General features: G+C 70.1%; 18 protein-coding genes. 8 read left to right on the forward strand and 10 right to left on the reverse strand.

Annotated features, from left to right (window positions below; all coding sequences use genetic code 11):
• Positions 1 to 14: 14 nt before the first annotated feature.
• The gene (locus tag ACT3T5_RS03720; RefSeq protein WP_444593646.1) at positions 15 to 1,544 is read left to right on the forward strand and encodes a polysaccharide pyruvyl transferase family protein; all 1,530 of its coding nucleotides are present in this window, start codon (positions 15 to 17) and stop codon (positions 1,542 to 1,544) included.
• Positions 1,545 to 1,577: 33 nt separating this feature from the next.
• Here ACT3T5_RS03720 and ACT3T5_RS03725 read toward each other — a convergent pair whose 3' ends face one another.
• From ACT3T5_RS03725 to ACT3T5_RS03735, 3 genes are all read right to left on the reverse strand, one after another.
• Complete coding sequence (locus tag ACT3T5_RS03725; protein WP_444593647.1) at positions 1,578 to 3,152, reverse strand: DHA2 family efflux MFS transporter permease subunit; 1,575 nt, start codon at positions 3,150 to 3,152, stop codon at positions 1,578 to 1,580.
• A gap of 163 nt (positions 3,153 to 3,315) precedes the next feature.
• Positions 3,316 to 5,298, reverse strand: coding sequence for a GMC oxidoreductase (locus ACT3T5_RS03730; protein ID WP_444593648.1), 1,983 nt, complete (start codon positions 5,296 to 5,298; stop codon positions 3,316 to 3,318).
• Between the two features lie 88 nt (positions 5,299 to 5,386).
• Positions 5,387 to 6,037, reverse strand: a complete 651-nt coding sequence (locus ACT3T5_RS03735; protein ID WP_444593649.1) for a response regulator — start codon at positions 6,035 to 6,037, stop codon at positions 5,387 to 5,389.
• Between the two features lie 130 nt (positions 6,038 to 6,167).
• On the opposite strand from ACT3T5_RS03735, the gene ACT3T5_RS03740 reads away from it, so the two are divergent.
• From ACT3T5_RS03740 to ACT3T5_RS03755, 4 genes are all read left to right on the forward strand, one after another.
• Complete coding sequence (locus ACT3T5_RS03740) at positions 6,168 to 7,382, forward strand: sensor histidine kinase (protein ID WP_444593650.1); 1,215 nt, start codon at positions 6,168 to 6,170, stop codon at positions 7,380 to 7,382.
• A 105-nt stretch (positions 7,383 to 7,487) separates the two neighbouring features.
• The gene (locus ACT3T5_RS03745) at positions 7,488 to 7,763 is read left to right on the forward strand and encodes an SHOCT domain-containing protein (protein ID WP_444593651.1); all 276 of its coding nucleotides are present in this window, start codon (positions 7,488 to 7,490) and stop codon (positions 7,761 to 7,763) included.
• 358 nt (positions 7,764 to 8,121) lie between these two features.
• Entirely contained in the window at positions 8,122 to 9,279 is a 1,158-nt protein-coding gene (locus tag ACT3T5_RS03750; protein ID WP_444593652.1) for a hypothetical protein, read from the forward strand.
• A gap of 44 nt (positions 9,280 to 9,323) precedes the next feature.
• Positions 9,324 to 10,145, forward strand: coding sequence for an endo alpha-1,4 polygalactosaminidase (locus ACT3T5_RS03755; RefSeq protein WP_444593653.1), 822 nt, complete (start codon positions 9,324 to 9,326; stop codon positions 10,143 to 10,145).
• Here ACT3T5_RS03755 and ACT3T5_RS03760 read toward each other — a convergent pair.
• Positions 10,130 to 11,503, reverse strand: coding sequence for an MFS transporter (locus ACT3T5_RS03760; protein WP_444593654.1), 1,374 nt, complete (start codon positions 11,501 to 11,503; stop codon positions 10,130 to 10,132). The genes ACT3T5_RS03755 and ACT3T5_RS03760 overlap by 16 nt on opposite strands.
• A gap of 509 nt (positions 11,504 to 12,012) precedes the next feature.
• On the opposite strand from ACT3T5_RS03760, the gene ACT3T5_RS03765 reads away from it, so the two are divergent.
• On the forward strand, positions 12,013 to 13,311 hold the full coding sequence (locus ACT3T5_RS03765; RefSeq protein WP_444577545.1) for an MFS transporter: 1,299 nt from the start codon (positions 12,013 to 12,015) through the stop codon (positions 13,309 to 13,311).
• Positions 13,312 to 13,428: 117 nt separating this feature from the next.
• Positions 13,429 to 14,742: a hypothetical protein gene (locus tag ACT3T5_RS03770; RefSeq protein ID WP_444593655.1), complete on the forward strand. Its 1,314-nt coding sequence runs from the start codon at positions 13,429 to 13,431 to the stop codon at positions 14,740 to 14,742.
• A 156-nt stretch (positions 14,743 to 14,898) separates the two neighbouring features.
• Here ACT3T5_RS03770 and ACT3T5_RS03775 read toward each other — a convergent pair whose 3' ends face one another.
• The 3 genes from ACT3T5_RS03775 to ACT3T5_RS03785 all read right to left on the reverse strand — a co-directional run bounded on the left by ACT3T5_RS03775 (position 14,899) and on the right by ACT3T5_RS03785 (position 16,966).
• A complete protein-coding gene (locus ACT3T5_RS03775; RefSeq protein ID WP_444577541.1) occupies positions 14,899 to 15,285 on the reverse strand; it encodes a hypothetical protein in 387 nt (128 codons plus the stop codon).
• A 96-nt stretch (positions 15,286 to 15,381) separates the two neighbouring features.
• The gene (locus ACT3T5_RS03780) at positions 15,382 to 16,077 is read right to left on the reverse strand and encodes a lysostaphin resistance A-like protein (protein WP_444593656.1); all 696 of its coding nucleotides are present in this window, start codon (positions 16,075 to 16,077) and stop codon (positions 15,382 to 15,384) included.
• A 79-nt stretch (positions 16,078 to 16,156) separates the two neighbouring features.
• Positions 16,157 to 16,966, reverse strand: a complete 810-nt coding sequence (locus ACT3T5_RS03785) for an ADP-ribosylglycohydrolase family protein (protein WP_444577537.1) — start codon at positions 16,964 to 16,966, stop codon at positions 16,157 to 16,159.
• Between the two features lie 394 nt (positions 16,967 to 17,360).
• Here ACT3T5_RS03785 and ACT3T5_RS03790 point away from each other — a divergent pair, with 394 nt between their 5' ends.
• The gene (locus ACT3T5_RS03790) at positions 17,361 to 18,296 is read left to right on the forward strand and encodes an Ltp family lipoprotein (protein ID WP_444593657.1); all 936 of its coding nucleotides are present in this window, start codon (positions 17,361 to 17,363) and stop codon (positions 18,294 to 18,296) included.
• Positions 18,297 to 18,367: 71 nt separating this feature from the next.
• Here ACT3T5_RS03790 and ACT3T5_RS03795 read toward each other — a convergent pair whose 3' ends face one another.
• The 3 genes from ACT3T5_RS03795 to thiC form a co-directional block, all read right to left on the reverse strand.
• On the reverse strand, positions 18,368 to 18,814 hold the full coding sequence (locus ACT3T5_RS03795; RefSeq protein ID WP_444593658.1) for an alpha/beta hydrolase: 447 nt from the start codon (positions 18,812 to 18,814) through the stop codon (positions 18,368 to 18,370).
• Complete coding sequence (locus tag ACT3T5_RS03800) at positions 18,811 to 19,047, reverse strand: hypothetical protein (RefSeq protein WP_444578986.1); 237 nt, start codon at positions 19,045 to 19,047, stop codon at positions 18,811 to 18,813. The genes ACT3T5_RS03795 and ACT3T5_RS03800 overlap by 4 nt, the downstream gene beginning before the upstream one ends.
• 75 nt (positions 19,048 to 19,122) lie before the next feature.
• Entirely contained in the window at positions 19,123 to 20,904 is a 1,782-nt protein-coding gene (thiC, locus tag ACT3T5_RS03805; RefSeq protein WP_444578985.1) for a phosphomethylpyrimidine synthase ThiC, read from the reverse strand.
• Position 20,905 lies beyond the last annotated feature (1 nt).

A 20,905-nucleotide genomic window follows, 5' to 3' on the forward strand; every position in this document is an offset into this window, starting at 1 on the left:
GAGAGAGCGATTCCATGACCACCCGATACCTGATGCGTCTCGGCAAGACGCCGTTCGACGTCGTCGACGCCTTCCACACCTTGGACCGGAACCTGCTCGGGACCAACAGCGGGAACCTCGTCTACGGAGCCGCCGCGCACAAGCTCTTCTCCACCCGGGACACGGAGGTCGACGCCAACTACTACCGCATCACCGCGAAGATGGCCGATGCGGTCAACGATGAGTACGACGGATTCATCCTGCCGCTGGCCAACGCCTTCCGCCCGGAGTTCGAGGGTCAGCTGCTGCGGACCGCAGAGTTCCTCGAGCGCCTGACGATCCCCTTCCTGATGCTCTCGGGTGGCGCGCAGCTCCCGATGGACGGCGACCCCGCGGCGCTCAAGGCCATGGAGCCGACGGTGAAGCGCTTCGCGCGAGCGGTGCTGAACGGGTCCAGCGCCCTGTCCGTGCGGGGAGAGAGGACGGCGGACTACCTGCGCTCGCTGGGATTCCACGACGTGGTCGTCGTCGGTTGCCCATCGCTCGCGCTGCACGGGCCCGGGCATCAGGTCGACGTGCCCGAGGACCTCGAGCGCGGGGCGCAGATCGCGTACAACCTCGAGACCAAGGACCCCTTCGGAGGGGACCTCATCGAGGATGCGGAGCGTCACTATCGGGCCACGTACATGGCGCAGGAGCACGGCTCCCTCGGGCTCATGCTCTGGGCCACCGATCCCTTCGCCGGCTCCGATCCGCGCCTGCCGCTGGCTCGGAGCCACCCGCAGTTCACCTCGGCGCGGGCGGAGATGTTCGTCGATGCCTATCCGTGGATCGAGCGCATGTCGCAGATGGCGTTCTCCTTCGGGGCGCGGGCCCACGGCAACATCGCCGCGGTGCTCGGTGGCACCCCCAGCGTGATGCTGGCCCATGACTCGCGCACTCTCGAGCTCGCGCAGCACCACGGCATCCCGTACGTGATCCGCGACGCAGAGCACGAGCCCCGCTCGGTGGAGGAGCTGTACTCCCACGCGGATTTCACCGAGTTCAACCGGGGCCACGCCGAACGGTTCGGCGTCCTCAGCGACTTCATCCACGACAACGGCTTCGAGCACATCTACGACCCGGGTCAGGAGACCGCCCTCGCGGGCTACGAGCGGAAGATCGAGAGCACGTCGTTCCAGCCCGTGGTGCGGCCGACATGGGTCGGGGAGTCACCGGAGGCGACGCAGCGGCACGCGGTGCTGCAGGACAGGGACGTGCGACGGAAGCAGGCGCAGGCGGCGATCCGTCGGGAGGCCACCAAGCGTCAGACGGCGACTCAGGGCCAGATCGCCGAGCTGAGCCGACGCCTGGACGAGGCGGAGAAGACCCTCGAGGCAGCCCAGCGGCGCGCTGACGCCGCGGAGCAGCGGGCGATCAAGGCCGAGGGGCAGGTGGCGAGGCTGGACAAGCGCCTCGTGACGCTCTCGCGGCTGACAGACGAGGCGACGGATCGTTCACAGCGCGCGATGCGCATTCCGACGCGGCTGAAGGACGCCGTCTCCCGCCCCCGGAAGGACCGCTGAGCGGCGAGGTCGACAGCGCGGGCAGGGACGGCCTCAGGCGTCCTTCTCCCACGCCCCGGTGTCCACGGGCTTGCCGATGAAGAAGGCGGCGAGGACGCCGACCAGGGACAGCAGCACGGGCAGCAGCATCGCGTCGGCCATGGCGGAGGCGAAGGGGGCGTGGAGGAGCTCGGGCAGGTCTGCCGTCATCGATCCTTCGCCGCCGGAGGGCATCTTCCCGCCGGCATCGTCCATGGTCTCGGCGATCCGTTCGGCTATGCGGTTGTTCATGACCGTTGCGATCGCGGCCGAGCCCAGCACCGAGCCGATCTGACGGGTCTCGTTGTAGACGCCGGAGCCGGCACCCGCGAGCGAGGGCGGCAGGTTCCGCGTCGCGGTGAGCGACAGCGGCCCCCAGATGAAGGCGTTGCCGAGGCCCACGAGCACGAACGGCAGCAGGAGCAGCACGATCGAGGCGTCGGGGGTCATGATCCGGGACAGCCAGAACAGACCGGCGGCGAGGGAGACGAAACCGCCCAGCGCCATCCAGCGCGGGTTGCGGGTGACCATCCACTTCCCGACGAACGGGGCGAAGGCGAGGGAGACCAGCGCCATCGGCACGGTCATCAGCGCGGCCTGCGTCGGGGTCATGCCCATGACCCGCTGGAAGTAGAGCGTGATGGGGAAGGACAGCGTGAGCACGGTCGCCCCCATCATGGCGATCGCGATGTTCGCGACGGAGAAGTTGCGGTCCCTGAACAGTGACAGGGGCACCAGTGGCTCGCGCCGGTTCTTCGCCTGCCACACGATGAACGCCACCATGAAGACCGCGCCCGCGATGATCAGGCCGGGCACGCTGATCGGCACGTGCGTGTCGAGGGGGCCGATCTGCAGGGAGTCGGTGACCGTGCCCCAGTCGTAGGTGGTGCCCTCCTGGATGCCGAACACGAGCAGGAACAGGCCCACTGCGGAGAGCACCACACCGAGCCAGTCGAAGGAGTGGGCGCGCCGGGAGAAGCGGGGCACGTTCTTCCAGGCCAGCAGCAGGCCGATGACACCGACGGGGATGTTCACGAAGAAGATCCACTCCCAGCCGGGACCGTCCACCAGCAGGCCGCCGGCGATCGGGCCCACCAGGGTGGCGACGCCTGCGGTCGCGCCCCACAGCGCCATCGCCTGGCCGCGGTCCTTGGGGGCGAACATGCGGGTGATCATCGACATCGTCTGCGGAGTCATCATGCCGGCGCCGAGACCCTGGACCACGCGGGCCACGATGAGCATCTCGACGCTGCCGGCGAGGCCGCACCACAGGCTCGAGGCGGTGAACACGGCCAGGCCCGCCATGTACATCGTCTTCATCCCGAAGCGGTCGCCGAGGCGGCCGGTGATCAGCAGCGGCACCGCATAGGCGAGCAGATAGGCGCTGGTCACCCACAGCAGGGACGCCAGATCCGTGCCGAGGTCCGCCTGCATGCGCGGGATCGCGACGGTGACGATCGTGGTGTCGACCAAGATCATGAAGAAGCCCAGCACGATCGACCACAGTGCGGGCCAGGGGCGGTCCAGACGCGGGTCGCGGTCGGTGCTGGACGCGGCAGGGGCAGGGGCGGTGTGCTCAGTCGGTGACATGCGAGGCCTTCGGCGCGAGGGGAGTCGGCGCCCCGACGGGAGCGCAGGAGGAAGGCTACGCCGGGGCGTGCACACCAGCGCGCTGCACGTGACGCGCAGGACACACGGTCTGGACGGTTGCCGGAGCCCGGTGGTCAGCGGATGCCCGCAGACAACCGGCCCGTCAGCCTGCCCGCACGATCTCCTCGCTGATCCGCAGCGCGTTCGCGTAGATCGTCAGCACGGGGTTCGCACCGCCGTTGGTGACGTGCGTGGACCCGTCGGCCACCACGATGTTGTCGTGCCCCCACACCCTCCCGTCGGGCCCGACCACGGAGGTGGCCGGATCGGTGCCCATGCGGCAGGTCCCGGCCTGGTGCTGCCCGCCGCTGGGCGGGGTGGGCAGGCGCATCGACGGCGTCGGCCGCACGTCGAGCGCTCCGGCCTCGCGCAGCCAGTCGGCGGCGCGCTCCGAGAGCCGGTCCCGTCCGCGCAGGTCCTCGGCGTGCAGGCTCCCGGACAGGCGCACGATCGAGCGGCCCAGACGGTCTCGCCGGGCACGGTTCACCTGCACCCGGGAGTCAGCGCTGGTGACCTCCTGGATGGGACCGACGACCTTGCCCAGGCGCAGCATCGCCCGTTCCATCGCGGGAGAGCCGACGGGGGTGTCCGCGGGGACGAGCCCGCTCTGGCGCAGCTCGCGCTGGGTGCTGGCGGGGGTGGGCACGAACTCGTCGGCCAGGATCCCGCCGCCGATGATGCCGTCGTTGCCGTGACGGTGATCGGTCGTGGAGATGTCCACGCCGGGGCCGCGCAGATCCACCACCTGCTCCGCGAACAGGGAGGACGCACCGCCATAGGCGTGACCCTGCAGATGCCTGCCCACCTGGTCGGTGCCGTTGCCGAGACCGGCGGGATGCTGGTCGCTCGTGCTGTCCAGCAGCAGGCGGGCGCTCTCGATCGCCCCGGCGGCGAGGATCACCAGATCGGCGCGGACCGTGCGCCGCCAGAGCCGACCGTCGATCTCGCCCACGAGATCCACCGCTGTGGCGCGGCCGCCCGGCCCGATATGGATCCGGGAGGCCTGGGTCGAGGGGAGGAGCGTGGCGTTCCCGGTCGCGAGCGCCGCGGGGAGCGTGGTGTTGTGACTGCCGGCGCGGGCCCCGACGGGGCAGTCGACGCCGACGCACTGCGCGCAGCGGATGCAGGCCGAGCGCCCGGCGCGCTCGCGGGTGTTGATCAGCAGCGGCACCGGCTGGGTGCCCCAGCCCAGGCGCTGGGCCGCGTCGCCCAGCAGGTCGCCGAGCGGAGAGCGCGCGAGCGGCCCCATGGGCAGCGGCGCACTGCGCGACCCCTCCCATGGGTCGGTCGACGGGCCGCCGCTGACGCCGAGCATCTGCTCCACGCGTGTGTAGTACGGCTCGAGCTCGTCGTAGGTGATCGGCCAGTCCGCCAGGGAGCTGCCCTCGGGGACCCCGTAGGTGCTGGCCATCGCCAGGTCCTTGGGCCCGAACCGCCAGGCCTGCGCTCCGTACATACGGGTGCCGCCGCCGATGGTCATCGCGTTGTTGCTCCAGAGCCCGTCGCCTGCGACGACGTCCTGCCAGGGGCCGTCACCGAGCATCACCTCGCGCACCTCGGCGTCCGGTCCGGGACCCGAATGCGGGAACAGGCCGCTGCCGGAGCGGGGAGTGCGCAGATGGTCGGTGAGCAGGTCGCTGCGGCGGGGAAGGTCGCCGCGCTCGACGACGAGCACACGGCGGCCCGATCGCGCGAGGGTCTGCGCCGCCATGCCGCCCCCGGCGCCCGAGCCGATCACGATCGCGTCGTACTGCTCGGCGATCGTCTCCGGGGTGGCGAAGGCGGAATGCTCGAGCAGCAGCGGTTCCTGGAGGCCCGGGTCGGGCGCGGACCAGGCGTCGACGTACGGCGCGAGGTCGGGGCCGACGTTCTCCGGCGTGAGGCCACGGGCATAGAGCAGATCGTCCGCGAGAGCGCGGGCGTCGGACGCTCCGGACAGGATCCGCTCGGCCCAGGCGACGCCCTCTGCCTCAGCGTCCCGCAGGGACGTGAGCATGTCGTCGAGGACGGCGGGACGGGCCAGCGCAGGATCCAGGGTGTCGGTGAGGAGTGAGCGCAGCTGCTCGTCGCGGCCATCGGTCGTCATGGGAACTCCGGTGTTCTCGGGAGGCGGATCCAGCTGATCCGTCAGCTCACCGTAGTCTCCGAGGCCTGCCCGGTTCCGCCGACACGGGTCACGCCAGCCCCGACTGGTACGCGAACACGACCAGCTGGGCGCGGTCCCGGGCACCGAGCTTGATCATCGCGCGGCTCACGTGGGTGCGGGCGGTGGCGGGGCTCAGCACGAGACGTTCGGCGATCTCCTGGTTCGACAGGCCCTGGGCCACGAGACCCACCACCTGGGCTTCCCGCGCGGTGAGGTCCCCTATCTGTGGGTGCGGGGAGACCGGCCGACGCTGCTCGGCGACGAACTCGGCGATCAGCGTGCGGGTGACGCTCGGGGCGAGGAGGGCGCCTCCGTCGACCACGGTGCGTATCGATTCCAGGAGCCGTGCCGGAGCCGTGTCCTTGAGCAGGAAGCCCGCGGCGCCGGCATGAAGCGCCTCGAACACGTACTCGTCGCGCTCGAAGGTGGTCAGCACGATCACGCGCACGTCTGCGAGCTCGGGGCGGGCAACGATCCGCCGCGTCGCCTCGATCCCGTCGATGCCGGGCATGCGGATGTCCATGAGCACCACGTCCGGCACGGTGCGCACGGCCTCGGACACGGAGGCCAGACCGTCGGCCGCCTCGCCGGCGACCTCGAAGCCGTCCTCGGTATCCAGCAGAGTGCGCAGGCCGAGCCGCACCAGGTCCTGATCATCGACCAGCAGCACGCGGATCATCGGGGTCCTTCCCTCGGGGGCTTCGACCAGTATCCGTGCACGGCAGCCGTCGCGCGTACGCCCGGGGACGTAGGCCGCCGTACGTACGAGAGTTGGTGACCGTCCCGGAGGCGTGGAAGACACTTGCCCCATGAGCGCGCGCCCGGGACTTCCGCATCTGCGCGATGTGCTGCTCGCGGTCCCCGTGGGCCTGTTGGTGCTCGTCTCGCTGCGTGCCGCAGGGCACTGGGGATCGGGCAGCGGCCCAGGCGGTGGTTGGGGACCCGGGAACGACGGCGGCCCGGGCAGCGGATGGAACGGGGCCGATGGGGGCGGCGGGCCCTGGAACTGGGTGTCCTCCACGGCCCCCGATGGCTGGGCCTATCTGCTCGCGGGACTCGCCGTGCTCGCCGTGGCGCTGAGGCGCTGGCCGATCTCGGCGTTCGCGCTCGCCACCGGTGCGACCTCGCTGTTCCTGGCGCTGGGCAACTCCTTCGGGCCGATCCTCGTGACCGTACTGGTGAGCGCCTTCGCCCTTGCCCGGCGAGCACCGCTGCCCCGCTCCGCGATCGCCGCCGGGATCGGGATCCTCCTGCTGCCGGCCCACGCCCTGGTCGCCGCCTCGCCGATGGCTGCGCTCACCGCGCTCGTGAGCGCCCTGCCGGTCACGGCCTGGGTGGTGGTGCCCTACTGCATCGGCCTCGCGAGACGCCTCACGCTCGAGAACCGTGCACGCCGGCGCGAACAGCGTGAACGCACCGCGCTGGATGCGGAACGGCTGCGGCTCGCCTCCGAGGTGCATGACGTGGTCGGGCACGGCCTCGCCGCGATCCAGATGCAGGCGGACATCGCCCTGCATGTCGCCGAACGCCGCCCCGAGCAGGCCCGCGAGGCGCTGCAGGTGATCAGCCGGGCAAGCGCCGAAGCGCTCGCCGAGCTGCGGGCCACCCTCGCCGCCGTCGCCCCGGACGCGGCCTCGGCGGACTCCCACGCCCCCACTCCGGGGATCGACCGTCTGGAGGCGCTGTGCGCCCGGATGCGCGAGGCCGGGATCGACGTGGAGCTGACGGTCACCGGGGAACGTCGGCCGGTGGAGGCGGCGGTCGACGTCGCCGCCTACCGGATCGTGCAGGAGTCGCTGACCAACGTGGTCAAGCACGCCGCCGAGCGCAGGGCGCGCGTGCACCTGACCTACCGCGAACGGGAGGTGGAGCTGAGCGTCATCAACGCCGCGCCACCGCTCGCCGATTTCCGCGAGGGCTTCGGGATCGCCGGGATCCGGCGCCGCACTGCCGATGTCGGCGGACGCGTGGAGATCGCGGCCGACGACGGCACCTTCGCGGTACGTGCCGTGCTCCCCGGCTGAGTGCCGTTACGCCCGCTGACGGAGTCGAGATGCCGCTCCCGGGCCGATGGATCCCGCGTCGACCTCGAGGAGGGTGGAACCACCATCGACCGAGAGGAACCACCCATGTTCACCCAGACCTTCACCCAGCTCACCGCCGGCGGCCCGTACGGCGACGGCGCCTGGAACGGACCGCACTTCTTCTTCCCGTTCTTCCCTCTGCTCTTCCTGCTCATCGTCGCCGCGTTCGTCATCACGGGGGCGGTGCGCCGTCGCCGCTGGCACGCGGAGGCTCCTCGCCGCGACGCCGAGTCGACGCTCGGGGAGCGCTACGCCACCGGCGAGATCGACGAGGAGGAGTTCCGCGCTCGCCGGGCGGTGCTGCGCGAGAAGACGAAGTAGCCGGCCACGGCCACGGCCACGCGCCGCGGCACGTCGAGGACCGGACGCATAGCGTCATGTGCTCCCCGTCGTGCCGCGGCGCTCGTCTGTTCCGTCGGCAGACTCCGGCCGTCCCGAGCACCCGCTGGAGCACGTCGTCGCCGCCGGTGTCCCGGATCTCACCCTGATCGTCGATCGCCACCACTAGCGACCTGGTGCGGGCGAGCCCCGCGTACAGCCGCTGCGGGGCGCGCTCGGCGGAGTCGAGCATGGTGATCGGCGTGGGAGCAGGCGGCAGCAGGCAGGGGCGCGATGACGTGGGCCAATTACGATGGCGCGGTGACGAACCTTCTCTCCCACGGCTGCGAGCGCTGACCCGGTGTCCGCGATCGAACGGTTCTACGACTGGCCGCCGGTCAAGGGCACGCTCTCGGTGGCGCTCCTGGTCGGAATGGGTGCCCTCTCGTGCGAGATCGACGACCTGGCATTGATCCTGGCCGTCGAGGCCGTGATCCTTCTCGCCGCGGTCTACATCTGGTCGACGACGCTGTCGGGATTCCTCCGGGACCTGCGCCCGCCCGACGGGCCCGACGGGATGATCGCCGTGGCCTCTCGCCCGCGCCGCGCCGCAGTGGCAATCGCGTGGGGCGGCCTGGTGCTCGCGGCGGTCGCGACGCCGATTGCCGGCGCGGTCGTCATCGGCCCCGCCCTCGCCCCCGCCCCCGTGACCGCCGCGGTGCTCACCGCATCGCTGGCAGGTCTGGTCATCGCCACAGCGCTGCCGAGCCGCAGTCGGACGAAGTCGGCGCGGGCAGGCGGGATCGGTGTCTCGGCGCAGGGCGTGCGGGTGGTCTCCCCGGCGCACCAGGATGAGGCGCCGGAGCCCTTCCCGGAGCACTCTGCTCAGCGGCCCGACGCTGACGAGGTCCGTGCGTCGATGGGCCGCCTCGAATCCCTGGCCGCGCCCGACGTGCGCTGGCACCCCGGGGCGCGAGAGGCCGTGGCGCGGTGGATGGCCGACGGGTTCCTGCCGACACTCGCCGAGACCCGAGCCCTGCACCTGGACCCCGCGTGGTCCCCGGATCCGCGCAGCCACGAACCCACTCGTGCCCAGCGGTGGGGGCGCTTCCTGCGCTCCCTCTGGATGGTGCTGATCATGGCGTTCTTCGGTGCGCTCCTCTTCGGTGCATTGATCGAGGAGGGGACGCTGAGGGACGGGAACTGGTTCGTGCTGCTCGCTTTCGGGTGGATCCCCGTGGTGGGGGCCCCGATCTTCGTGGTCCAGGCGATCCGGGTGGTGCGCCGGGTGCCGCGCGACGCCGGCGTGAGCGCGCGAGGGTGGTTCGATGTGCGGCACGACCGCGGGCTCATCCCCTTCGACCAGATCACGGGCATGCAGAACACCGCGGATGGGCTCGAGGTTCAGCTGACCGACGGCACGCTGACCTATCCGCCGCTCGAGGACACCCTCGCCTGTGCCCGTCGAGCCGCCCGGGACTTCGAGGTGCCCTACGAGGTGAAGGGCCGGACCTCATGACGGGCTTCGCTGCGCGTTCGGGCCGAGCTGTTCGGGAGGCGGCCGTGCTCATCTCGTGCTTCGCACTCGCTGCCTGTACCGGCGCGGCGGCCCCACCGCCATCTGCCTCGCCGACTGAGGCCGCAGACACTGCGGACGTCGCGCTCCCACCGACCACCGGCGGCTTCGACTACCAGCTCGGCGGGGCCTACGCGGCGGACGTCGCCGTCGTGGTGCGTGACGCGAGCGCGGAGCCATTGCCCGGCGCCTACAGCATCTGCTACGTCAACGGCTTCCAGACCCAGCCCGACCAGGCCGGCTTCTGGCTCGAGCGTCCCGAGCTGCTGCTCACCGACTCGGGCGGCGCACCCGTGGCCGACCCGGACTGGCCGGACGAGTACGTGCTGGACCCCTCGACCGCCGCGCAGCGAGAGGGGATCCTCGACATCCTCGAACCCGTCATCGCCGGATGCGCCGAGGCGGGCTTCGACGCCGTGGAGATCGACAACCTCGACACCTGGACCCGCTTCGACGCGATCGACGAGGGCGGCGCCCGGAGCCTCGCCGCCCGGTACGTCGAGATCGCCCACGCCTCCGGCCTGGCCATCGCCCAGAAGAATGCCGCGGAGATCGCCGGGACGGCGCACACCGAGCTCGGCTTCGACCTCGCGGTGACCGAGGAATGCGGCAGATACGACGAGTGCTCCGCCTACACGGGCGTCTACGGCGAGCACGTGCTCCAGATCGAGTACCCGGAGAGCCTCGCCGAGGGTGGGCTGAGCTTCGCCGACGTCTGCGCGGATCCGGAGCGGGCGCCGCTGACGATCCTGCGCGACGTGGAGCTGGTCGCGAGCGGCGAGGACGGGTACCTCTACGAGAGCTGCTGAGCCGGACCGTCGGGCGCGCGCCTGCGAGCGATGGCGACGGTCTCGGTGATCCTGGACAGCGGGATGAAGGCGAGCAGGCAGATGATCGCCAGCACGATGTAGTGCCAGGTGAAGCCCAGCTGCGTGATCACAATGCCGGAGACGGCGGAGGCGAAGATGCCCGAGACGCCCAGGGCCACCCCGATCATGATGCCGAGCGCGGTGCCTGCGGCCCGCGGCACGGAGTCCACCAGGAGGGCATAGACGACCGGGAAGGGCGCATTGCGGAACAGGCCCCACACCAGCAGGATGATCCAGGCCGACGTCAGATCGTGGATGAAGATCATCGCCAGCAGGCTCCCGGCCCACCCGACGATGAGGAAGCCGATCGCGAACTTGCGGCCGAGACGGTCGGAGAGGGAACCCCACACCACCTGGCCGATCCAGCCGGTCAGACCCGAGGCGCCGGAGACCAGGATCGCGTCGGAGACCCCCATCCCGAAGCCGCGGAACTGCGTGGTCAAGAACGTGACGACGCCGGCCTCGCCCCAGAGGAAGAGGAAGCACAGCACCACCGCCCAGCGGACGTTCTTATGCTTCAGAGCCTCCTTGACCGGGGCCCAGAAGCTGCCGTCGCTGCGCGTGGAGAGCTCCGGCAGCGGAGGCGTCTGCTCCATCTCCGCCATCTTCCGGTACACCGTCGCCTGATGCTTCTTCCGGCCCAGGAACGCCTGACCGATGATGATCGGGATGCCCAGCATCGGGATCACCAGGAAGGCGGCGCTCCAATGGGCGGAGCCGAGCACGATGGCGATGAGGGCGCCTGCGAGGAACTGCCCGATCGGGAAGCCGGTGTGGTGCACGCCCACGGCGAAACCCCGGTGCTCCTTGGGCCACCACTCGGCCACGATCGCGACGTTCACCGGCTCGGATCCGCCGCGGCTGATGCCCATCGGGATCCGCAGCAGGAGGAAGGCGATGAAGCTGCCGGCCAGACCGAAGGTGAGCGCGCCGCCGATCACGGCGAGAAGCATCGCCACGTTCCAGGTCCACGAGCGTCGGTAGCCGGTGCCGATGCGGTCGGAGAGGTAGCCGAAGATGACGCCGCCGGCGACCAGGCCGGCGAAGTACACGGAGTTGATGAGCCCGGCCTGCTGCGCGTCGAGCCCGTACTGCTCGGAGATCTGGGGCAGCACGGCGGGCAGGATCTGGTGGTCCACCGAGGTCATGAGGATCGCGACGGTGGTCAGCAGCAGCATCCACCACGAGATCGCCGGGGCGCGGGGGACCAGACGGTGCGTCCCGGGGTTCACCCCGGCCTCAGCGGGCGGCTCCTGCCCTGAGGAGGCCGGCGTGGCAGAGGGATCCGGGCGTGACATGGGAGCTCCTTCGCTTCCTGCGGCGATCGCGACGCACTGATCGTTGAACTCTGACGCGAGTCCTCCAGGGCGTCAACGAGTGATCGCAGGATGATCCGTGCAGTCCCGCCGCACGGCACCTCGTCGCGTCCGGGTTCCTCACGCACTCAGCGTCTGCGGAGAGCGGAGAGCGGAGACAGGAGAGTGATCCTATAGGCCTGCGCACACTCCAACGACTGCTCTTTGACGTTCACGGCGGTGCGCATTGGCCGAGAATGAGGTGTGGTCTGCTCAGTCAGGCCGACGCGCGAATCTCGGGGTGCCGTGGCAGTGTTTGACAGGACCATGTTTACCTATAGGATCTATGGGTCGTGTCGTGGACCACAGCGTGACGATGAGCCCGATGAGCCCACAGAAGTCCTCCGCCCGGCCACGGCACCCCACCCTCGACCCCTGCAGTCCGAGAACGGACCGCGCCCGCAGCGCAGCATCGCGCCGCGGCACCCTGTCTACGAAGGAGTATTCAGCCGATGACGTCGACGCCCACGACGCGAGCGCAGCGACCCGCTCGGAAGTACCGTGCAGTGCGCAACCTGCGCTATCTGATCCTGGGATGGCTGCTCCTCGCGGGCCTCCTGAACTACCTCGATCGGAGCTCGATCTCCATCGCGGCGCCGTTCATGATGGAAGAGCTCGGCCTCACCAACACCGACATCGGTCTCATGGGGGCCGTCTTCTCCTGGACCTACGCGTTCTGCCAGCTGCCCGCCGGCTATCTCATCGACAAGGTGGGACCGCGGCGCATGTACTTCGTCGCGATGGGCATGTGGTCGGTCGCCACCGCGCTGATGGCCTTCGGCCACACCATGGCGCACTTCCTGACCTTCCGCGTGCTGCTGGGCATCGGTGAGTCACCGAACTCCCCGAACTCGAGCAAGATCGCCACCCAGTGGTTCCCTCGCGAGGAGCGCGGTCAGGCCGCCGGCATCTGGGACTCCGGATCGAAGTGGGGATCGGCCATCGCACCTCCAGTGCTCACGCTGCTGACCCTCACCTTCGGCTGGCGCTCGATGTTCCTCATCATCGGCGCCGCTGGTGTTCTCCTCGCCGTGGCGTTCTGGGCGTTCTACCGAGCTCCTGAGGACTCCAAGCACCTCTCCGACGACGAATACCGGCACATCCTCGCCGGCCGTGACGACGCCGCCGAGGAGCCCGTGAAGATCCCCTGGCTCACGTTCTTCACGTACCCGCAGACCTGGGGTCTGATGCTCGGTTTCTTCAGCACCATCTGGATCTGGAACATCTTCCTGACCTTCCTGCCTCTGTTCCTGCAGAACACCCTCGGCGTCTCGATCGCCAGCACGGGCTGGGTCGCGGCGGTGCCCTACCTCGCGGCAGCCCTCGGTGCGATCTTCGCCGGCCGCGTCACGGTCGTGCTGGCGCGGAGGTACAAGCTCAGCTCGATGCTCTCCAAGAAGGTGATCCTGGTGGGCGGGTGCGTCGCGCTCGGTGTGCTCCTGTGCATCGTGCCGTTCGTGCACAACCTCGCCCTCGCCCTCCTGGTGCTCAGCCTCGCCCTGGCGATCGTCGCGGCCGCGCAGGCGCAGTCCTGGGCGATCTCCTCGGACATCGTCCCGGACTCCCACGCGGCGCGCTTCGGCGGGATCATGAACTTCGGCGGCTACTTCGGCGGCGCTCTGGCACCGATCGTCACCGGCGTGGTCGTCGATGCGACCGGTTCCTACACCCCGTCGTTCCTGGTGGCCGGCGTGATCGCCGTGCTGGGCGGTGTCTGCTACGGCCTGCTCGTGCGCAAGCCGATCGCGTGAGGAGACGTCCCGTGGGGCGTACCGTATCGGGGTGCTGCTCCCCGCCCTCCCCGCCCTCCCCGCGCCCGTCGGCCTTCCCGAGCTCGTGACGTCCGACCGGGCAGGAGCGTGCCCGCGATGAGCCCGAGGACTGCGATGGGGTGCCTGTCTATCCCGCCGGTGCGAGGGGGCCTCTCCGTCCTGTTCCTCCTGATCCTGGGCTCCGTCCCGTTCGGGGACGGTGACCAGGGTGTCGGATTCCGCATCGCCGTCACCCTCGTGATGCTGATACTGGGCTCGATCATCTGGGCGAGCACCGTCATCGGGTTCCACCGGGATCTGCGGGAACCCCGCCGGCTCGGCGAGGCGGTCATCGTGGCGAACCGCTCGCGTCGCCTCGCGATCATCGTGTCGTGGATCGCGCTCGGGTCGACGGTGATCGGTCTGATCGCCTTCGGCATCTGCGTGTCCCTGGACGCGCCGGGCGGGGTGCTCGCTGCCGTGATGCTCACCGTGCTGATCGCCCTCCCGACCGCGACGGCGCTGCCGTGGCTGAGCCGTCGCTATGCGGACGGCGCGGGCGTGGTCGCCGTCTCCCCGTCGGGACTGACCATCACCAGAGGCCACGGCGAGATACGGGACCCCCTCCCCTGGGAGGGGATCGCCCCGGTGCGGGAGGCACAGTGTGCCGCCGAGTCCCTCGGGCGCCCGGTCGACGGGCTGGGTGCCCGGGTGCGCTGGCGCCCGGGGGCCCAGCAGGCCGTGGCCCGCTGGGCCGAGGAAGGGTTCGCCCCCACGGCCGCAGAGGTCCACGCCCTGCGATTGGAGGCGAACTGGTCCCCGGATCCGGAGGCGCTCGCCCCCTCCCGGAGCGGCCGTTGGATCGGCATCGCGAGCCGTGTCTGGGCCCTGTCGGCCTGCATCCTGCTGCTGATCGGCATCCTGGCAGTGATCGCGCAGGGCAGCGATTCGTGGTGGATCGGGCTGCTGCTGGTGTGGGCCCCCGTGCTCGGCATCGCGATCCTCGCGCCCCGCCTGATGCGTCTGCTGCGCGCCGACGAGAGCCGCAGTGCGACGATCACCTCGCAGGGCTGGTTCGACATCCTGCACGGCCAGGGCCTGGTGCCCTGGGAGAGCATCGAGCGGATCGAGGTGCTCGAGCGCCACACCGTCGTGATCACCTGGCCGGATGTCGCTCCGTTCCGCGACCAGGACCTCGGCAACCGCCTGAACCGGCGTCTCGAGGCCACGAGGATCGGGAGCGCCGGGGCGGTCCCGAGCGCGGGGCCCCTGGTCCGCGAGGTCGGCCCGCACACTCTTCCCTACGGTCCCGAGACACGGGCGTTCGAGCTGGCAGCGGAGGCCGAGGAGGTCGGCGGGATCGACGTGCGCCGCCCGCCGACGTTCTTCGAGCAGCAGGCTCGGTGGCCCGGAGCCGATCCACGCCCCTGAGAGGCAGCGCCGGCGCAGGCGGCCAGGAGGCTCAGACGGCCGAGGACGCAGAGGGCCGGGGACGCAGAAGGCCGACGGACACCACGAGGGTGAACCGTAGGCCTGTGCTGGAGATCGGGGGTCCTCCTGGTGCGGAGGGGTCCCTCGTCCCGCGGATCAGCCGCAGGTGTCGCACACTCCTGTGTAGGGCATCGCGTAGAAGCAGTCGGGGCAGATCGTGAGCTGCTCCTCGCCCTTGGCGGGCACCTTCGCGCCGGTCTGCACGGTGGAGAGGTCGAAGCCCTGGACCTCGGCGTTCGCGCGGTCCTCGGGGGCCAGGCCCGCCGGGAACGACACATAGCCAGGATGGATGTACATCAGCGACTTGCCGGCCTTGTCCTGCACGGTGAGGCTGCCGTTGGACTGGGTGCGGTAGAAGGTGTGCGCTCCGACCCGGTCGAAGTTCTCCTCCAACAGCGAGACGTCAGCGGGGGACCAGTCGGCGTTCCAGGCGAGCGCCTCGTCACGGGTCATCCGGCGGCGAGTGGAGGAAAGAGTATTCATACCTCCAGTAGAGCATGCATGTCCAGGGGTGGCGACCAGGCGGGTGATGTCCGAGTTGACGGATCGCAGAGCACGTGCGGTGCGGATGCGGCCTGGTCACGTCCCGGAGGCGAGCTGTGCGACCGCCAGGGGCACGAGCATCGCGGTGAGGTTGTTGACCCCGTGCAGGATCACGCTGGGCCACAGCGAACCCGAGCGATGGAACAGGAACCCGGAGGCCAGGCCGACGACGAACGCTGTGGGCAGCACGGGATTGAGGCCGTGGGCAAGGGCGAAGATCGAGGCGCTGAGGAGGATCGCGAGCCAGGGCTTCGTCACCCCGAGCAGCGCATTGGCGAGAACGCCTCGGAAGAAGGCTTCCTCGCCGAGCGGTGTGATCATCGCCCCGGCGACGATCGACAGGATCAGGCCCACAGCGCCGGCTGCGGCACCGGCCTGGTAGCTCGACTGCACGTTCTCGCTGAATCCTGTGAGCAGGATGAAGCCGACCGAGAGGACCGTGCCGACCAGGTAGGAGGCGACTCCGAGGCCTGCCCCGACGAGGAGATGCGACGGCGTCGCTCGGCGGATGCCGAAGGCGGCCAGTCCGCGGATACGTATCAGGGCAGCGATCGCGAAGGCGGCCAGTCCCATCGCCCCGGAGACGAGGAGTCCGACGATGCCGGTGAGCGCCGGATCACCGATGCGGGGGAGCGTGACGACGACGCCGAACGCCGCCAGATAGGCGAGGCCGCCGAGGACGACCTCGGGCCAGCCGGGGCGAGTGGGTCGCATCCGTGCGGTGGCATCCATCCGTCCAGTAGACGTCGCTGGCACACCCCGGGGTCAAGAGACGAACGTCGGCAGCTTCTCGCCGCGACGTCCGACCGCTTCATCCCGCGTACTGCTCCAGCACCTCCCCGGCGACCAGCGTCTCCGTGAGCTCCCGCGGCGCCTCGCGGCCGGAGACCGCGCACAGCGCTCCGTAGACCGCACCGATCGAATCGGTGTCGCCCCCAGCGGCGTTGATCGAGTCCATCCCCTCGAGGAACGACGTCGTGGTCTGCAGGGCGTACTGCGCCAGGTACAGCGTGGATTCGCTGAAGCCGGTCGGCGTCATCGCGGGGAGCAGGACGACATCGACGGGCGGCACCGGCTCGATACCGTCGCGGGCGTCGTCGAGGATCGTCAGCATCGAAGCCGCGTCGCGGACCGCCTTGTCGCTGTGATGGGTGGACCGCACCAGGGCTTCGAGATGCTCGGCCCCGTTGCCGCGCGCGAACACGCCGATCGCGACCATGAGGCACGCGTTGCCCGAGGAGGTCGTCGGTGTCGGATCCACGCCCCGCTTCAGCTCGGCGATGGCGCTGCTGGTCTGGATCCCCACGTCGAGCCGGACGCCCGCCGGCGTGAACGCCCCGCGCTCCCAGGCGATGAGGTTCTCCCTGTACGCGGTGACCGGATCCGAGGGGGCGCGGCGCAGGGCATCGAGCACCATCAGCACGATCTGGGTGTCGTCCGTCCAGGTTCCATACGGTGCGTCGCCGCCGAGGATCCGTACCGTGGGCCGCGCGGGTCCCTCCGGACCATCGACCGTGAACGTCCTCGAGGACAGCCCTGGCCCCGGATGCAGGCCCAGCTCGTACGGGGCCCCGAGGGCATCGGCGACGGCGACGGACCTGACGATGTCCAGACGGTTCATGGTGCCCACCTCTGCTCGGGAGTTGACCGGATCGTACGTGGCGCCGTGCTCCCCGTCAGCCCGTCGGCTCCCGCGCGCAGTCCCTCCCGTCGTCCCGGTCTCAGCGTCCCGCGGACGTCATCGCCACCTCACGGGTCTCCTCGGGTTCTCCCTGCGCTGCACAGGTGCTGTTGACGGCGGCAGTGCTTCGTCTGTCGGACGCCGCTCGTACTCTCTCCGGTGAAGGCCCAAGCGGTAGATGTTCCCCCTCCGATCTCGGATCGGACGCCGATGCTCGTCGCAGATCTGCTGCGGCTCCAGAGCCCACGCACACCGTCGAGGCCTCTTCTCTCAGCAGTGGCCCTGGCACGCCCGTGCCCAGGGGTTGATGTCTTACCCAGAACGGAGTGCAGCTATGACCAGCAATGCGCCCTCGCCCCAGGGTCCGGGTTCTCCGGATCTCCCGCCCGCCCCGAACTTCGGCGGTGTCCCCGACGGCTTCGCCCAGAACGGCACCCCGCACGGCTTCCCGGTGAACGGCGCGTCCGGCATGCCGCCTGTCCCGCCGGCCCCGAAGAGGAAGAAGAAGGGGCTGATCGCTGCCGGCTGCGGCTGCATCGTGCTCTTCCTGCTCGTCGTGGGCGGCTGCTCCGCGATCGCCTTCTCCAGCGGAGACGATCCGACGTCCGCCGAGACCTCAGCAGCGGAGCCGATCGAGGACGAGGAAGCCGACGCTCCTGCCGAGGACGCGGCGGCCGACGAGGTGGTCGACGAGGAGCCGGCCGTCGAGGACGAGCCCGCTGAGGAAGTGCCTGCTGAGGGAGAGCCGGCTGAGGAAGCGCCTGCTGCGGAGGAGGAGCCCTCCGAGGAGGAAGTCCCGGCCGGCGACGACGTCCCCGCCGAGCACACCTCCGCGCTGAACCGCGCGCAGAGCTACTCCGTTCTGCTGCACATGTCGAAGCAGGGGCTGTTCGACCAGCTCACCTCCGAGTATGCGGATCAGTTCTCCGACGAGGCCGCGCAGTACGCCGTGGACAACGTCGACGCGGACTGGAATGCGAACGCGCTGGCCTCCGCCGAGAGCTACTCCGAGACCCTGCACATGTCCAAGGCAGGCATCTATGACCAGCTCACCTCGGAGTACGGCGAGCAGTTCCTGGCCGAGGAGGCGCAGTACGCCATCGACACGATCGAGGCGGACTGGAACGACAACGCTCTGCAGAGCGCCCGCTCGTACCGGGACTCGATGGACATGTCCCCGGAGGCGATCCGCGATCAGCTGACCTCCGAGTACGGGGAGCAGTTCACGCAGGAACAGGCCGACTACGCCGTCGAGCACCTCGACGAGTGATCCGCGGCGGCCCCGGGCCGCACCGAGAACGCGGAGTCCCTGCCACGGCAGAGGCTCCGCGTTCTCGTGTGTCAGCCGAAGGAGTCGACGAACGCCTCGACCTCGGCGCTGACCTCCGTGTCCATCTCCTCGTCGGAGATGCTCGCCGTGCCGTCGCCGTCCTGCGGCCCGTAGTCACCGAAGCTCGCATGGCCCGCGCCCTCAATCTCGACCATGGTCGCCGTCTCGGGCAGCAGGTAGCGTGCGTCGGCGATCTTCTCCGGGGTCGATAAGCGGTCCTCGCTGCCGGCGAGGCTCAGCACGGGCAGTTCCCTCTCGGAGAGATCGTTCGCGCAGTAGGAGCCCAGCAGCAGGAGGGCATCGGCGTCCGGCGCGACCTGGCAGGCGCGCACCCCGCCCAGGGAGTGCCCGCCCACGATCCAGGTGCCCACCTCGGGCAGGTCGGCGGTGAACGTGTCCAGACCGCGCCGATCGAACAGCGACAGGTGCAGCCACGGCTTCACGACCACCACGGTCATGTTCTGTTCGGTCCGGAGGACCCGGTCCCCGCGGGCTGCAGGATCAGTGAGGCACTCGACTCGGTGACTCTGATCCCGGAGTCCTCGAGGACCTGCCCGACCGGCTCCGGCTCCGCCTCCATGATCTCGAACCGGCTCCACACCAGGAGCGCTGCGACGGCGAGCACCACGAGTGCGAGCAGCACGACGAGCAGGCGGAGCGCCCAGCGGCGGGCCGGACGGGCGGTGGTCATGGACCCACGGTAGGGCACCCGCGTCTCGACCACGTTCTCGATCTCGTCCTCGCCGGGCCGGCCCGCCGGATGCCGTCAGCCATCGCTCCCGGAACCCGCGGGCAACGACGGGTCCGGCAGGTACACGGTGCCGCCCGCCTCGCGGAACTCGCGAGCCTTCGCCTCCATACCGGCCCGGGCGATCTCCGCCTGCTCCGCGGCGTCGCCGTAGGTGTCGCGGATGTCCTGGGACAGCCGCATCGAACAGAACTTCGGGCCGCACATCGAGCAGAAGTGCGCGGTCTTCGCGGGTTCCGCCGGCAGGGTCTCGTCGTGGTACTCCTGCGCGAGCTGCGGATCCAGGGACAGCCCGAACTGGTCGCGCCACCGGAACTCGAAACGCGCCTTCGACAGGGCGTCGTCCCGGGCGATCGCCCCGGGATGCCCCTTGGCGACGTCGGCCGCATGGGCCGCGATCTTGTAGGTGATCACCCCGGTCTTCACGTCATCGCGATCCGGCAGCCCCAGATGCTCCTTGGGAGTGACGTAGCAGAGCATGGCGGTGCCATAGCGGGCGATCTCCGTGGCGCCGATCGCCGAGGTGATGTGGTCGTACGCCGGGGCGATGTCGGTGACCAGCGGACCCAGCGTGTAGAACGGCGCGCCGTGGCACAGCTCCTGCTGCCGCTCCACGTTCTCGCGCACCAGGTGCAGCGGGATGTGTCCGGGCCCCTCGACCATCACCTGCACATCGTGCTCCCAGGCCCGCTCGGTGAGCTCGGCGAGGGTGTCGAGCTCTGCGAACTGGGCGGCATCGTTCGCGTCGGCGAGGGAGCCCGGCCGCAGCCCGTCGCCCAGCGAGAAGGACACGTCGTAGCGGGCGAAGATCTCGCACAGCTCGTCGAAGTGCTCGTACAGGAAGTTCTCGCGGTGATGGGCCAGGCACCAGCCGGCCAGGATGGACCCGCCACGCGAGACGATCCCGGTGACCCTGTTCGCGGTCAGCGGCACGTACCGCAGCAGCACCCCGGCGTGGATGGTCATGTAGTCCACGCCCTGCTCGCACTGCTCGATCACGGTGTCGCGGAAGATCTCCCAGGTCAGCGCATTCGCCTCCCCGTCGACCTTCTCGAGCGCCTGGTAGATCGGCACCGTCCCGATGGGCACCGGAGAATTGCGCAGCAGCCACTCGCGGGTGGTGTGGATGTCGTCCCCGGTGGACAGGTCCATGACCGTGTCCGCGCCCCAGCGGGTGGCCCATTCGAGCTTGGAGACCTCCTCGGCGATCGACGAGGTCACCGCCGAGTTGCCGATGTTCGCGTTGATCTTCACCAGGAAGGCCTTCCCGATGATCATCGGCTCCGCCTCCGGATGGTTCACGTTCGCCGGGAGGATCGCGCGGCCTGCGGCGAGCTCGCTGCGCACCAGCTCGACGTCGCAGTTCTCCCGCAGGGCGACGTAGCGCATCTCCGGGGTGATCTCGCCGCGCCGGGCATAGTGCATCTGCGTGACCCGGGTGCCGACGGGGGAGCGCAGCGGGGCGCGACGGGCACCGCGCCATTCGGCGCTAGCCTCGCCCCGACGCACGGCGCCGCGGCCGTCATCGGCGAGGGCGCGGTCTCGGCCCGCGTATGCCTGGACGTCACCGCGCTCGGCGATCCAGGTCTCCCGCATCGGCGGCAGCCCCACCTCCGGTACGCAGCCGGGACCGGCAGTGCGGTACACCGCCAGAGGAGGGTTCGCCGTGCCGTCGGGGGCATCGTCCTGGAGGACCCGGGTGATGGGCACACGGATGCCATGGGCAGGATCCTCGAGCACGTCGAGGCGGTGGGTGGGGTAGTTCTCGGGTCGTGCGAACTTCTCAGGGCGTGCGGACATA

Source organism: Brachybacterium sp. AOP3-A1-3, from assembly GCF_052378285.1.
Lineage (GTDB): Bacteria > Actinomycetota > Actinomycetes > Actinomycetales > Dermabacteraceae > Brachybacterium.

Excerpts from the sequence above, each read along its gene's own strand:
- ACT3T5_RS03720 (WP_444593646.1), top strand. The coding sequence starts at position 15 with ATGACCACCCGATACCTGATGCGTCTCGGCAAGACGCCGTTCGACGTC.
- ACT3T5_RS03725 (WP_444593647.1), bottom strand. The coding sequence starts at position 3,152 with ATGTCACCGACTGAGCACACCGCCCCTGCCCCTGCCGCGTCCAGCACC.
- ACT3T5_RS03730 (WP_444593648.1), bottom strand. The coding sequence starts at position 5,298 with ATGACGACCGATGGCCGCGACGAGCAGCTGCGCTCACTCCTCACCGAC.
- ACT3T5_RS03735 (WP_444593649.1), bottom strand. The coding sequence starts at position 6,037 with ATGATCCGCGTGCTGCTGGTCGATGATCAGGACCTGGTGCGGCTCGGC.
- ACT3T5_RS03740 (WP_444593650.1), top strand. The coding sequence starts at position 6,168 with ATGAGCGCGCGCCCGGGACTTCCGCATCTGCGCGATGTGCTGCTCGCG.
- ACT3T5_RS03745 (WP_444593651.1), top strand. The coding sequence starts at position 7,488 with ATGTTCACCCAGACCTTCACCCAGCTCACCGCCGGCGGCCCGTACGGC.
- ACT3T5_RS03760 (WP_444593654.1), bottom strand. The coding sequence starts at position 11,503 with ATGTCACGCCCGGATCCCTCTGCCACGCCGGCCTCCTCAGGGCAGGAG.
- ACT3T5_RS03765 (WP_444577545.1), top strand. The coding sequence starts at position 12,013 with ATGACGTCGACGCCCACGACGCGAGCGCAGCGACCCGCTCGGAAGTAC.
- ACT3T5_RS03770 (WP_444593655.1), top strand. The coding sequence starts at position 13,429 with ATGAGCCCGAGGACTGCGATGGGGTGCCTGTCTATCCCGCCGGTGCGA.
- ACT3T5_RS03775 (WP_444577541.1), bottom strand. The coding sequence starts at position 15,285 with ATGAATACTCTTTCCTCCACTCGCCGCCGGATGACCCGTGACGAGGCG.
- ACT3T5_RS03780 (WP_444593656.1), bottom strand. The coding sequence starts at position 16,077 with ATGGATGCCACCGCACGGATGCGACCCACTCGCCCCGGCTGGCCCGAG.
- ACT3T5_RS03785 (WP_444577537.1), bottom strand. The coding sequence starts at position 16,966 with ATGAACCGTCTGGACATCGTCAGGTCCGTCGCCGTCGCCGATGCCCTC.
- ACT3T5_RS03790 (WP_444593657.1), top strand. The coding sequence starts at position 17,361 with ATGACCAGCAATGCGCCCTCGCCCCAGGGTCCGGGTTCTCCGGATCTC.
- ACT3T5_RS03795 (WP_444593658.1), bottom strand. The coding sequence starts at position 18,814 with ATGACCGTGGTGGTCGTGAAGCCGTGGCTGCACCTGTCGCTGTTCGAT.
- ACT3T5_RS03800 (WP_444578986.1), bottom strand. The coding sequence starts at position 19,047 with ATGACCACCGCCCGTCCGGCCCGCCGCTGGGCGCTCCGCCTGCTCGTC.
- thiC (WP_444578985.1), bottom strand. The coding sequence starts at position 20,904 with ATGTCCGCACGCCCTGAGAAGTTCGCACGACCCGAGAACTACCCCACC.